18 protein-coding genes and 1 riboswitch are annotated in these 12,392 nt (G+C 47.7%); all 18 genes read right to left on the minus strand.

Annotated features, from left to right (window positions below; all coding sequences use genetic code 11):
• Positions 1 to 192: 192 nt before the first annotated feature.
• Positions 193 to 888 carry a GntR family transcriptional regulator gene (locus AC1DWB_RS18110; protein WP_477542486.1) on the minus strand — a complete coding sequence of 232 codons (696 nt, stop codon included), beginning with the start codon at positions 886 to 888 and terminating at the stop codon, positions 193 to 195.
• A gap of 183 nt (positions 889 to 1,071) precedes the next feature.
• Entirely contained in the window at positions 1,072 to 1,356 is a 285-nt protein-coding gene (locus AC1DWB_RS18115; RefSeq protein ID WP_477542487.1) for a methyltransferase type 11, read from the minus strand.
• A 314-nt stretch (positions 1,357 to 1,670) separates the two neighbouring features.
• The gene (gene mdh, locus AC1DWB_RS18120) at positions 1,671 to 2,612 is read right to left on the minus strand and encodes a malate dehydrogenase (RefSeq protein WP_477542488.1); all 942 of its coding nucleotides are present in this window, start codon (positions 2,610 to 2,612) and stop codon (positions 1,671 to 1,673) included.
• Positions 2,613 to 2,747: 135 nt separating this feature from the next.
• Complete coding sequence (gene icd, locus AC1DWB_RS18125) at positions 2,748 to 4,046, minus strand: NADP-dependent isocitrate dehydrogenase (protein ID WP_477542489.1); 1,299 nt, start codon at positions 4,044 to 4,046, stop codon at positions 2,748 to 2,750.
• A gap of 112 nt (positions 4,047 to 4,158) precedes the next feature.
• Positions 4,159 to 5,271, minus strand: a complete 1,113-nt coding sequence (gene citZ / locus AC1DWB_RS18130; protein ID WP_477542490.1) for a citrate synthase — start codon at positions 5,269 to 5,271, stop codon at positions 4,159 to 4,161.
• Between the two features lie 404 nt (positions 5,272 to 5,675).
• Positions 5,676 to 5,909, minus strand: coding sequence for a helix-turn-helix domain-containing protein (locus tag AC1DWB_RS18135; protein ID WP_477542491.1), 234 nt, complete (start codon positions 5,907 to 5,909; stop codon positions 5,676 to 5,678).
• 440 nt (positions 5,910 to 6,349) lie between these two features.
• Positions 6,350 to 6,441: riboswitch (cyclic di-GMP riboswitch) on the minus strand.
• A gap of 116 nt (positions 6,442 to 6,557) precedes the next feature.
• Complete coding sequence (locus AC1DWB_RS18140; protein WP_477542492.1) at positions 6,558 to 6,818, minus strand: DUF7667 family protein; 261 nt, start codon at positions 6,816 to 6,818, stop codon at positions 6,558 to 6,560.
• Positions 6,812 to 6,979 (minus strand): hypothetical protein, encoded by a 168-nt coding sequence (locus AC1DWB_RS18145; RefSeq protein ID WP_477542493.1) that lies wholly within the window; start codon positions 6,977 to 6,979, stop codon positions 6,812 to 6,814. The genes AC1DWB_RS18140 and AC1DWB_RS18145 overlap by 7 nt, the downstream gene beginning before the upstream one ends.
• A 398-nt stretch (positions 6,980 to 7,377) precedes the next feature.
• Positions 7,378 to 7,836, minus strand: coding sequence for a YhjD family protein (locus AC1DWB_RS18150; RefSeq protein ID WP_477542494.1), 459 nt, complete (start codon positions 7,834 to 7,836; stop codon positions 7,378 to 7,380).
• Positions 7,833 to 8,033, minus strand: a complete 201-nt coding sequence (locus tag AC1DWB_RS18155; RefSeq protein WP_477542495.1) for a hypothetical protein — start codon at positions 8,031 to 8,033, stop codon at positions 7,833 to 7,835. The genes AC1DWB_RS18150 and AC1DWB_RS18155 overlap by 4 nt, the downstream gene beginning before the upstream one ends.
• A 116-nt stretch (positions 8,034 to 8,149) precedes the next feature.
• The gene (locus AC1DWB_RS18160) at positions 8,150 to 8,833 is read right to left on the minus strand and encodes a hypothetical protein (protein ID WP_477542496.1); all 684 of its coding nucleotides are present in this window, start codon (positions 8,831 to 8,833) and stop codon (positions 8,150 to 8,152) included.
• A gap of 120 nt (positions 8,834 to 8,953) precedes the next feature.
• A complete protein-coding gene (locus AC1DWB_RS18165) occupies positions 8,954 to 9,739 on the minus strand; it encodes a glycoside hydrolase domain-containing protein (protein ID WP_477542497.1) in 786 nt (261 codons plus the stop codon).
• Entirely contained in the window at positions 9,736 to 10,017 is a 282-nt protein-coding gene (locus AC1DWB_RS18170; protein WP_477542498.1) for a phage holin family protein, read from the minus strand. The genes AC1DWB_RS18165 and AC1DWB_RS18170 overlap by 4 nt, the downstream gene beginning before the upstream one ends.
• A gap of 39 nt (positions 10,018 to 10,056) precedes the next feature.
• A complete protein-coding gene (locus AC1DWB_RS18175; RefSeq protein ID WP_477542499.1) occupies positions 10,057 to 10,353 on the minus strand; it encodes a hypothetical protein in 297 nt (98 codons plus the stop codon).
• A gap of 70 nt (positions 10,354 to 10,423) precedes the next feature.
• Positions 10,424 to 10,711 (minus strand): hypothetical protein, encoded by a 288-nt coding sequence (locus AC1DWB_RS18180; RefSeq protein WP_477542500.1) that lies wholly within the window; start codon positions 10,709 to 10,711, stop codon positions 10,424 to 10,426.
• 1 nt (position 10,712) lies between these two features.
• On the minus strand, positions 10,713 to 11,102 hold the full coding sequence (locus AC1DWB_RS18185; RefSeq protein WP_477542501.1) for a hypothetical protein: 390 nt from the start codon (positions 11,100 to 11,102) through the stop codon (positions 10,713 to 10,715).
• Between the two features lie 11 nt (positions 11,103 to 11,113).
• Positions 11,114 to 12,211, minus strand: coding sequence for a hypothetical protein (locus AC1DWB_RS18190; RefSeq protein WP_477542502.1), 1,098 nt, complete (start codon positions 12,209 to 12,211; stop codon positions 11,114 to 11,116).
• A complete protein-coding gene (locus AC1DWB_RS18195) occupies positions 12,162 to 12,389 on the minus strand; it encodes a hypothetical protein (protein WP_477542503.1) in 228 nt (75 codons plus the stop codon). The genes AC1DWB_RS18190 and AC1DWB_RS18195 overlap by 50 nt, the downstream gene beginning before the upstream one ends.
• Between the last annotated feature and the right edge of the window lie 3 nt (positions 12,390 to 12,392).

Raw genomic sequence — 12,392 nt, forward strand, 5'->3', positions numbered from 1 at the left:
TAAATAGCTTTAATTTTTTGACATAAGGAATAGTGAAACTCTTCTGAAAAGTCCGTATTCAATTTCACATATCCATTCGCTATAAATTGTGACATTTGCTCATCAGTCAGTAAAATCTTTGTCTCTTTCATACAACTTCCCTCCCAGATGGTTTTCCAAACTAAATTGTGGCTTGCCTATGCGGCTTTTTTGTTAAATCCATTTATTTTGAGCCAATTCGTTCTCTTCAAACATCCCCATATCAACAAAATTTTGGTAGGAACGATATATGTGTGCCCTCATTACCTTTTCTGCTTCGTCAGAATCACCCTTCTTCAGCACCTCAATTAACTCCAAATGTTCAGACACCTCATTCTCCTTAGTATATTTCCGCTGCAAAATTCGATTTACGAGCTGAATTCGAAACGAGATGAACTCATACATGAACAATAAAATCGAATGGTTGGACAGCCTGTAAATATAGTGGTGTATATAGCTTGAATCTGGAGAAAGCACCTCGACAGAATCGTCCGTAATTTTGGCTTTCATCTCACAATAAAAATCTTCCAAATGCTTAATGTCCTTGATCGTTACATTCTGAACAGCCAATCGAATAGCCATACCTTCTAATACAGCGCGGTATGAATAAATTTCGAATATATCCTTGGCGCTTAACGTACGGACTAACGCCCCTCGGTTCGGTACAACCTCAACAACATGCTCACCTACTAATTGATGAATAGCTTCTCGAATAGGCGTTTGGCTAATACCGAGTTCCCTCGCTAGCTGGCTTTCCACGACCCGGTCCCCGGGATTCAATATACCCTCGATAATTTTATTTTTGATAAGGAACGCAATTTCTGACCGTAAATTTTGACTTTCCGTTCCCGATTTAGTTCCAAGTTTCATTGTTGTTATCACCACCTCCCCATAATTAAATATAGATTACTAAGATTATATTCAATGAACTGAAATTATGTATAATCAACAATAATTAAATTTTTCAGTTTGAGCATGAAAAAAAGCTGCATCCGATTAACCCCCGAGCAGCTTGAACAACTTTGAAAAAGGCCTATTCTTTCCATTGCTACATCATTCGCAGATCTCGATAGCCGCGTCACCCTCGCGATACTGTGTTGCGGTTACAACTGCTGCCTCCACACGCAACCACCAAGCCCCGGCACATTCCGGCAGTCGGCTACTGTTATTGGAGCGGACCTGCTCCGCTAATGCTTCACCAAAGAAGAACTTAGCTAATTGTATCGCTTGATCGACATCGTCAAAAGCGTAATGCGTGCGGATCCACTTGTGCTCGAACCCGTACACTCGTTCTAATGCTTCATAGTAAGCGGGCAGAAATTCCGGTGGATTCGGCATTTCGGTCCCTGTCCCCATCGTTTCGAAAATAATGACCGTCCCTTTGCGGACACAGGATCCGTTATTCCCTTACAACAAGCTATTTTTGTCACTTTCCAGGGCAAATAGCGGCATCTGTGTCCGTTAGGTCTGCTTATACCTGCTCATCTCACCATATAACGGCTCTCAGGTCTGCAACGAATGTTGTACAAACGAAGAGGGCACCCGTAACGCTTCAGTACGGTCAAGAACTTATACTTTCTTATCTGTTAATAAAAACACAAAAAGTCTCGGCTGCATTGGCCCGAGACTTTTTGTGTTTAATTAAGAAGATATTAACCTTTTACAACTTGGATCACATTGCGAACGGATGCTGCGGATTTGTCCATAGCGGCTTTCTCTTCTGCAGTCAGTTCCAGCTCGATTACTTTCTCGATGCCGTCGCCGCCCAGAACAGTCAGTACGCCCATGAACAACTGATCGTAGCCATACTCGCCTTCGAGAAGAGCGATCGTTGGCAGAATACGCTTCTTGTCCTTCAGGATCGCTTCGGTCATTTGCACGAGCGATGCTGCAGGTGCATAGTACGCGCTGCCGTTGCCGAGCAAGTTCACGATCTCGCCGCCGCCTGTACGGGTGCGAGCTACGATTGCTTCGATGCGATCAGCCGGAATCAGCTTCTCGATGGGCACACCGCCAACGTTCGTGTAACGAACGAGTGGAACCATGTCGTCACCGTGGCCGCCAAGAACTACGCCGCGTACGTCTTCAACGGACACGTTCAATTCTTGTGCGATGAAAGTACAGTAACGCGCAGTATCCAATACGCCGGACTGGCCRATTACGCGGTTTTTCGGGAAGCCGAGGGCTTCGAATGCCGCATAAGTCATAGCATCAACGGGATTGCTAAGAATGATAACAATCGAGTCTGGGCAATACTTCTTGACGTTCTCACAAACGGATTTGACGATACCGGCATTAGTAGCAACCAAATCGTCGCGGCTCATACCTGGTTTGCGAGCAATCCCTGCGGTAATGATCACGATATCGGAACCAGCAGCATGTTCGTAATTAGYTGTACCGATGATGTTGCTGTCGAACCCTTGAACCGGGCTAGCTTCGAGCATGTCGAGTGCTTTACCTTTGGTTGGGTTCTCGAGTGGGGCGATGTCAAGCAAGACAACGTCGCCGAGTTCTTTTTGCGCTAGCATAAGTGCAGTTGTCGCGCCTGTGAAACCTGCTCCTACAACGGTAATTTTCCTACGTTTGATCGCCATTTGGATTGTGCCTCCTGGGTATTCTATTTGGGAATACGCTACAAAGCTTTGCTTCACTTTTTGGGGTAAAAACCCGGGGCCCCCGGAAAGTAATCGGAATACGCCCCAGCGCTTCGCTCCACTTTTTGGGGCAACTTACTCCATGTTTGCGATGATTTGGTTCGCGAACTCGGAGCATTTCACTTCAGTTGCGCCTTCCATCAGACGGGCGAAGTCATAAGTAACGGTTTTGTTGTTGATCGACTTCTCCATCCCTTTGTAGATCAGGTCAGCCGCTTCCTGCCAGCCCAAGTGCTCCAGCATCATAACGCCGGACAATGTTACGGAACCCGGGTTAACTACATCAAGACCGGCGTACTTAGGAGCCGTACCGTGAGTAGCTTCGAAGATAGCGTGGCCAGTCAGGTAGTTGATGTTCGCTCCAGGAGCGATCCCGATTCCGCCAACTTGTGCAGCCAAGGCATCAGACAAGTAGTCGCCGTTCAAGTTCAATGTCGCGATGACGTCGAAGTCGGTTGGACGAGTCAATACTTGTTGCAAGGCGATGTCGGCAATCGCGTCTTTCACGACGATTTTACCAGCAGCTTCTGCGGCTTTTTGAGCGGCGTTAGCAGCTTCAGTCCCTTTGTCAGCTTTGATGCGGTCGTATTCGTTCCAAGTGAACACTTTATCGCCGAATTCACGCTCAGCCAGCTCATAACCCCAGTTCTTGAACGCGCCTTCGGTGTACTTCATGATATTGCCTTTATGAACAAGCGTCAGGCTCTTGCGGCCATGCTTAATAGTGTACTCGATTGCAGCGCGAACTAAACGCTCGGAACCTTCCTTGGATACAGGCTTCACACCTAGACCGGAAGTTTCAGGGAAACGGATTTTGTTAACGCCCATTTCGTTCTTCAAGAATTCCAGCACTTTCTTCACTTCAGCAGAACCTTCTGCCCACTCGATACCCGCATAGATGTCCTCTGTGTTTTCACGGAAAATAACCATGTCAACCAACTCAGGACGCTTAACAGGGGAAGGAACGCCCTTGAAGTAACGAACAGGACGCAAGCAAGTGTACAAGTCCAGCTCTTGACGAAGCGCTACGTTCAGGGAGCGGATACCACCGCCGATAGGTGTAGTCAATGGACCTTTGATTGCCACGATATATTCGCGGATCGCAGTCAGTGTATCAGCTGGCAACCAGCTGTTGTATTGGTTGAATGCTTTCTCGCCGGCGAATACTTCGTACCAAGCGATTTTCTTCTCGCCTTTGTAGGCTTTCTCTACAGCTGCATCCAGAACGCGCTTGGAAGCTGCCCAGATGTCCGGGCCTGTTCCGTCGCCTTCGATAAAAGGAATGATCGGGTTGTTAGGAACCTGCAGCTTGCCGTTCTCAATCGTAATGCGTTCGCCTTCAGTCGGAAGCGAGAATTGTTCGAATTGTGCCATTGAATGAACCCTCCAATAATATGTGGTATGATCAGTTAAAAAAATTCGGGGCCCCCCGCAAAGTAACAGGCATAATCATCGAAGCAACACATCACTTTGTGGGGTTAACCGATTAGCGGTTCTCGATCGGAATGTATTTCTGGTTAACGGGTCCGGTATACTCAGCACGCGGGCGGATCAGACGGTTGTTCTCGTACTGCTCCAGAATGTGAGCGGTCCAACCGGATACACGGCTGATCGCGAAGATAGGCGTGAACAGGTCACGAGGAATTTCTAGCGACGTGTAAACGGAAGCGGAGTAGAAGTCTACGTTCGGCTTCAGCCCCTTCTGACCCGTTACCAGCTCTTCAATCTTGATCGACATGTCGTACCAGGTCATGTTGTTCGTAATCTTACCGAGCTCGTAGGACATCTTCTGCAGATGCTTGGCACGTGGATCGCCGTTTTTGTAAACCCGGTGTCCGAAGCCCATAATCTTCTCTTTGTTAGCAAGCTTCTCGTTGATGAAGGATTCCACCTTCTCCACGCCGCCCACTTGTTCAAGCATGGCCATAACGGCTTCGTTCGCACCGCCGTGTAAGGGACCCTTCAAAGCGCCAATTGCGGAAGTTACACCGGAGTAGATGTCAGACAATGTAGCGACAGTTACGCGAGCAGCGAATGTCGACGCGTTCAGCTCATGGTCAGCATGCAGCACTAGAGCCTTGTCCAACGCCTCGACAGCGATGGCTTCCGGTTCCTTGCCGCTCAGCATGTATAGGAAATTATAAGAGATGGAGACACCCGACTTAGGTGCAATCGGCTCTTTACCGTCCCGGATGCGCGCGAATGCGGCAATGACAGTAGGAAGCTGCGCTTGTAAGCGGATCGCCTTACGCAAGTTCGCTTCCGAGCTCATATCGTTCGCTTCATCGTCATACAGAGCCAGAGAAGAGATAGCTGTACGAAGTGCAGCCATAGAATTGGTATCCTTCGGATACAGCTTGATTTGTTGAATGACGGAATCCGCAATTGCAGCGTTACTGCTCAATTCGCTGCGCAACTGATCCAATTCTGACTTGGTAGGAAGCTTGCCGTACCATAGCAGATAGGCTACTTCTTCGAACGAAGCATTCTCTGCCAGATCATCGATGTCAATGCCGCGGTACGTCAGTACGCCATCAATGATCGAACTGATCGAAGAGGTAGTAGCTACGATGCCTTCAAGACCTTTAGTAGCAGTCATACGTTTATCGCTCCTTTGTGATAATATAGGGGCCAGATGTAAAGCTATAAATAGAACCGATAAGAACAGCGACAGGTGCTAAGAAATACTTATCAGTTACTATGATAAATGATTTGGGGCAAGAAGTGAAGAAAATGAGGCATAAAACTTCATTATCAGCACCATAAACATCTACTATCTCACGGTTTCGTCACATTGAATCACTTTAAATCAAATTGATTGCTATTGTGGGAATCTGTCCATTCCAGTATTCTCACCATGAATCACAAAAAATCATACTGAATCACTACATTTGTGGGTAAAATGTGGGAAAAGGTAATGCCGCGACTTTGGATGATGGTCGCGGCATTTTACTATGTTGGATACTGCCAATGTGATAAATTATTTTTATTCCTTCTACGCATTTACTCCTTTTCCCTGCCAAAATAGACTTGATCAATATGGTATCCATAAAAACTTAACATTTCAACTGCTACACTTACTGGTATATTCGTTGAGTCATTTTCATACTCATGAAGCATTTCTGGAGACATTTTTATGCCCTCTGCTGCTTCTTCTATTGATCGGCTCGAAGAAACTCTTGCTGCTCGCAGTGATATTTGTACCTCGCTTTGGACATTCCTCATTCCTACTTTCATTTTGCATCCATCTCCCCGAGTTTACTTCTCATGCTCGATATGTGTATAATCTTTCCATATAGTTAGGATGTGAGAGGTGATACATGACTCCCCCCATTGGGAGGAGCCGATTGCCTGAATGGTTTTATCTAACAGGTAAAAAGYAAGTCGACCTTGCACTATATTTGAAAGTTTCCGAAACCTTTATCTCACTTGTGTGTAGCAACAAGAAAGAACTATCCGTATACAATTTGAGAAAAACTGCACTCTTCTTCGGATGCTCCATGGATGAACTAGTGGACTGGGTCGATGAACTGAACTGAAGGGCACGGCAGAGAGCGAATAATAACGCTCCTCCCACGCCTATGAAGTTATCCCAGGGGTAAAGTCGTCGAGCTAAAACAAAACCTAATTTCCTAAATTAGGTTTTAGCGTTCCTTAGCACATTATGCCTTTCACCTCTCAGCAGCTGGCTGACCTGCGGTCCATTGACACCCGTTTAGCCCCTATAGCTTTGCGTAGCCGACTTTCGTCGGGTTTGCCATTATCGTCTCGCTATCGTGAGATGTTACATATGATGTAAGATAATGATAGGACAACCATTCCACTAAGGCAATAGCTAAATTGGCATTATTTTCTGACAATTCGCATAAGATAAAAGGCTCTGTTTTAGTCGGTGCCCAGGTGGCCCGGCTTTTTTCTCGTCCCAAAGTCATCAATGTCCCTGCATATCTCGTGCTGCCAGTCCACGTCGTTAGTCATTGAGGCCATAAGCGAGTAATTACAGAGAAGGGCTTGCGTCCAACAGTGGTTGACCAACCAGTCCAAGCAGAGCTCCAACTCCTTGCTCTGGACCGGATCTAGTCCGCCTGTCTTTTGAGCCACCCGCAGCTGCACAATCCGCTGAATAATCGGACTATCACTTACCACAGCGACCACCACCCTAAGCACGCCAGCGCCCCGAGCACCACGACGTACCAAGCGGCAAGGGTTTCCTTCTTCGGGTCTTGGACAGGCTCCTCCGTGGCGTGAACAGCTTTAATGCGGTTGTCCTGTGTGTAACGAATGCGGTAAACGGTTTGCTTCTGCATACTGACCATCAGCTCCTTTTCGGTTGATGATAAAGTGTATGCACAATCTATTGTGATATTGCTTGTCCGATTAGGATTTTCTTTCCCAAATTTGTTCGACGGTCCATCTCGACTCTACTCCCTGTGTCTCAGCCCAGGAATTGAGGGTATCTCTGATGTCGTAAGCCAGGTTTAGGAGTGGCACCGACTTATTACGGCTGAGGTTTGTGACAGTATTCCGGTTAATGCCCAGAGCTTCGGCCAGATCCATTTGTGAACGATCGAGTACGGCCAATATTGTCTTAATATTACAAACCATTATAATCACCTCACCAGAACAGTTCGACGTAACCACCTGTCGAATCCTTTGATGAAAGGTAGGAGCTTTTGCCGAATCTCCAGTTGCGACAAGACCCCGATTACTCGGGGCCGCTTACTTTTGTATTTTGAACCGGAGTTAGAATGGATTTGTAAGCTCGCGCTAGATGCACTCCGATCTCCGAACGCATGACCTCACGTGTCATGCCAAACCTATTTTGGTACCCCCGGCAGACGTATTGTGTATAAAATACATCGTCGTGTGTCTCGTCTGACAACACCTTTATATCATGCTGTTTTAGCTCTCGTCTAACACGGAACAGTTGAGCACTAACCTCGTCCATCACCTTAATAATAAATTGCTCCATGATCTGATGGAGCATGATTCTGGACCGCTTGAGGTCATCAAGGCTTTTTTGCAGCATGGTTAGTGTGTGAGGAAGTAGGACAAATTCCCGGATCAGTTTTAATTCGTCTATTGTTACCACGCTCGGGACCTTTTTGGCGCGATCCTGGTACTGCTCCTGATGCTCGGTCAGTTGTTTTCGCGTCAAGCTCATATGGCAGCACCCTTTCTAGTTGTTGGTATAGCGGCAAGGATGTTCGCAATAGTAAAGACACGAGGTGCACCGGACGTGATGCAAAACGCCCTCAGCTTACCATCCCTGACTGACTCGACCTTGATGCGACGCTGTGACAGCTTGCCGTTCTGATCCTGATAGATGATCTCCACGGTGCGACCTATGTACTTCTTCATGCGAACACCCCCAATTTATACGAACACTTATTCGTATTATAACGAGAACGCCCGTTCCTATCAAGGACAAAAAAGAGCAGAAGGGGTAGCCCTCCTGCTCTTTTGCGAGGTAACAATCACTTTTCATTTCCAATTATCGTAATGTATTTGGCCTCTATTTCAGGCAGTGTAACGGAACTATTTAACACAGACTTGTATGTCTTAAGACCTTTCACATCTCCCCAAAGGGTTATTATGTCGTTTTCTAAAATCCGATCTTCCCCTTGAGCTTTTCTAAAGTTCACATATACGGTATCCTGCCATCCATATTGCTCTTTCGTCACATTAATTCTCAATTCAACTTTATTGCCCGATTCGAGAGTTTGAATTACCTTACCTGTGTAAGTCACTGACTTTGATTTGAAACTTTCCGGATTTCTAGCTAAGTCGAGAAAAGGAATTGTTGCTGCAGCAGCTTTATATTCTTCTTGAGATTCAGCAGCAGGCTGGCTAGATTGCTCACTGGAAGCCGGCTCTGACTTAGGCTGGATTAATGCTCCAATGATCCCGAACAAGACGAATACGCCAATAACGGTAACAAAAAAGTTCCTAATGTACCTCGTCAGTTTTCGCGGTTTTTTCTTAACTTTTGTTGCCGGAAATGATGTGCTAAGTAACCACGTTCCACAGTTAACGCAATACTTCTGATGCTCCATGTTCTCGGTCTTACACGAAGGGCAAAGATAGCGTTCCTTTGAATCCGCTTCTTTCTGTATCTTTTCCATTTCTTTAATAAAATTGCGCTGGGTCCGATTAGACAAGTGATGCACCCCCATATGGGAAATAGTACCTACATGATTTTACCATCTTCAAGGGGTTATGTGTTTAAAATGTTTCAAAAAACAGAAAAGCCCCGCTAGCAGAAGCCAGCAGGGCAGCAGTCATTTGTTGTTAATCAGCACCAACAGCCGGTTAAGAACATCTGCCAGCTCCTCCCGGGTCACCGGTTGGTCCGGCCGGAACGTTCCATCCTCGTACCCGGTCATCAGGCCGTGATGGTTAGCGACCCAGATCACGTCCTCACTCCAGCGACCAGCCTCGACATCCGAGAACTCAGTCTTCTTCACTGGTGCCTGTTCAACCGGCTTCTCAAGACTCCAGCCACCCTCATCGCCATAGGCCATGTTATGATCGACCCCGATACCATTAACCACGACATCATTTTTCCATTGATATAAGTTCAAGAAGTCCGCTACACGGCCACTACTCCAGGCGTAGGTCTGCCAATACTTCGAGCAGACTGCAACGTTACGTACCGCGTTGATCACGGAGTACGACCCGTACACACCCGTCGTGTGATTCGGCGTGGCCTCGCTGGCGCCGCGAATGTATTCGATGACGGTCGCCATTTGAGCGGTACTAGCGTCGAAGTCAACAGCGAAGTAGATGCAGCTGCCTGGCGGCTGACCGATTGCTACTGCGACCTGGAGAGCTGTCATACCGTCCTGAAGCCCTGCCTCGTATCCACCAAGCGGCCGTCCCGCTGTTGTTTCGAACACCGAGATTATCTGCATGCCGGCGCCACTGATCGCCTCAGCCTCCACCATCGTGAGCGCCTTCCCCCCCGATGGGACCAGGTAGCGACCAACAAACTCTTGACCATCCGCCTTAAACTTTGCGGCCAGCTTGGCGGTCAACGGTGTTGCACAATCAATTCCCTGTTTCATAACTGATCACCATCTTTATCTGCCGCTTGCTTGGCCTGTTTAATCAATTGATGACCGTACACCGCTACCGCCCCACACAGCAAACCCTGCAGGATCGCTTCCGGAACAAAACCGAGTAGCCAGACCGTAAACACCAATGCGAACACCGTTACTAGGTACACAATGCTCCAGTCTGGTACCGCCGGTGTACGCTTGAGGATATACCCAAGCACCCCACAAGCAGCAACAACGATAAGCAGCCTAGGGTCAATCAATTGCAGAATAGCACTCCATTCCATATCTATCACTCTCCGTTTTTAATAGTTTATGAGACGAACTTAGTTTCTGACACTCTTGTCTCCGTCCAATCGATCGAGCCTCTTGTGAGCTTGCTTGGCCGACTCCTCCACACGTGTAACTCTCTCGGATAGCACATCAAAACGTTGCCCCTGAAGTCGTTGCTCCACTCGCATGTCGTCTACACCTCGCTTGATGTATTCCACGTCAGCCCGCATAGTTGCGTCTTTTCCGGCTTCACTCACCGTATCCTGTCGTATTGCCCGTGCCCGTCCTATCCATCCGAGCGCTATACCACTAATTGCGGCAATTACAGCTATAAGTGCAGTTAGGTCCACCTCTCCACCCCTTTATTTGGCCAATAAAATAGCCCCGATTGCTCGGGGCATGACTCAGTGATTGGTCGAGTTATTCTGTTGGTTGTTCGGCTCTCAGTAGCACCCTATACTGTGGGTCATCCGGCCTTTTCAAGGCGATTGTATCCACGTGTTCCTGCGGAGTGATCCACCCCTTAACCAACGCGCTGTCGATATCGTTTAAAAAGTAGTTCCTTGCCGCGTGAAGCATTACCGGGCCGCCATCCGGAGTTACATACTCAACTTTACTCGGTTGGTTCTCGATATTTTCGAAGCTGTTTCCACCTGTGAGATAAATGTTTGAAGCGTACGAACGGACCAGCAACTGATTGACCGCCATTCTACAACACCTCCAGTTCGATTAGTAACTCAATTAGATTTTGTTGCGTTGCGTTATTGTCAGCCGCGGCATATTCCGCGGCGGCTAACCTAAACTTAGCCGTTAAGAGTTCCGCCTCCAGCTCCGCGATCCGTTCTTCCGGAGTCGGGGGCGGTGCTGGCCGTTCGTCCCATTCAGCGTCCAGTGCCTCCTGCGATCGCTCGATCAATTCGTCATCGGTGTACCTGAAGCGATATTGCCCGCGCCCGTTCATGAGTTGCAGTTGAAAGTGGCGAGCGTGCTCACCAAGGATCTCGACATCGCCTTCGCGCGGCTCTTCAAACGCAGAAGAAAAGCCGTGGATCACGATCCCGGCTTCGTTTGTTCGGATGTAGTGCTTGTACTCGTCCATCGTGTCCTCCTTTATAGTTCAGCATCGGCTGACCAGTGAAATTGAACTACTGCATTAGTTGTCGATATATTTCCACCCGAAGCATTCCAAGGCAGAAAACCGGATTCACTGCTTATTGCTACACTACCAGAACCAGCCGCTAAATCTGCACCAGATGTCGCGTCTGATACTCTACCGGTGTTAGCCGAATTCGTATGCGGGTATGCGATAACGGTCGGCGATATCGTTCTTTTTTTAACCTTGAAGCTGACCGTACCGTACTTCTGGCCATTGGGAATCGTGCTGTTTGGTACAACACGCACCTCTGCGCCTGYCCCATCAGAATCCGATGCTCCCGGAATTTTTGCGTAGTTATAACTCTTCTCATAATATCGTTGACACAGCGCCAGCTCCTCTGCAAAGCTGCGTGGTTGGTGTGGTAGCGCTACATCCCCAGCACAAAGTTGGATTTGAGCTATTTCAAAGTAATCACTAGCCCCCGCTGTGCCCAATGGGGTATATGAAAACATCACTGCGACCTGTGATTTTCCAGTCAGGACGCCGCTCATTGTAACAGTGAACTTTTGCCATACGGTATTAGCAGTAGCAGTAACGCTTGCCTCTACCGTTTCCCCTGTGAAACTTTGTAGTAAATTTTGATCAGTTCCCGTTCCACTCCTAATCGTTGCCTGTAGAGAAGTTTGAACCGTCCCTGTTCCTATACGTGCCCAAAACGACAAAGTAAGTTTCTTTCCAAGAAACTTTTTACTGTCTCTGGTTTCTAAAGACTGAGCCAGATAGATTGTATTCACCCCGGTCTGCCCTGAGTTCCGCTGGAACCGTAAACAGTCCACACTCCCCGGAACGCCGCTTCCATCCTGCTTACTGATGGTCATAGTTTGACTTGGTATTATCGTATTGTACGCGCACCATCTGTCAGCAAGATATTGCAGTCCACCTGAAGCGTTAATACTCGTCCCGCGCTGCCATACGTCAAAACTGCCGTTTATGAGGACCTGTCGAGAAATAACATCCATCTCCGCTTGCACACGATCAAATCCGGTGCTGATGTTCGCAAAATCATCCTTGATTTTTATTGTCGGGGTCAGGTTGCAATATCGATTGCTCACGCTTCTCAGCTCCTTTCAACTCTTGGCGTCGCTTCGTGATCGCTTCTGACAGTTCCCACAAGATCAGATCCTCGTTATTCGAATGGTAGGCAAGCACCGCAATGATAACATCGCAGATTTCCTGGACTGGTTTGGTCGGGTCCAGCTCACAGCGGATAATCGGTTGAATAAATGGCATGCG

Source organism: Paenibacillus sp. P4_E11 (assembly GCF_056401635.1).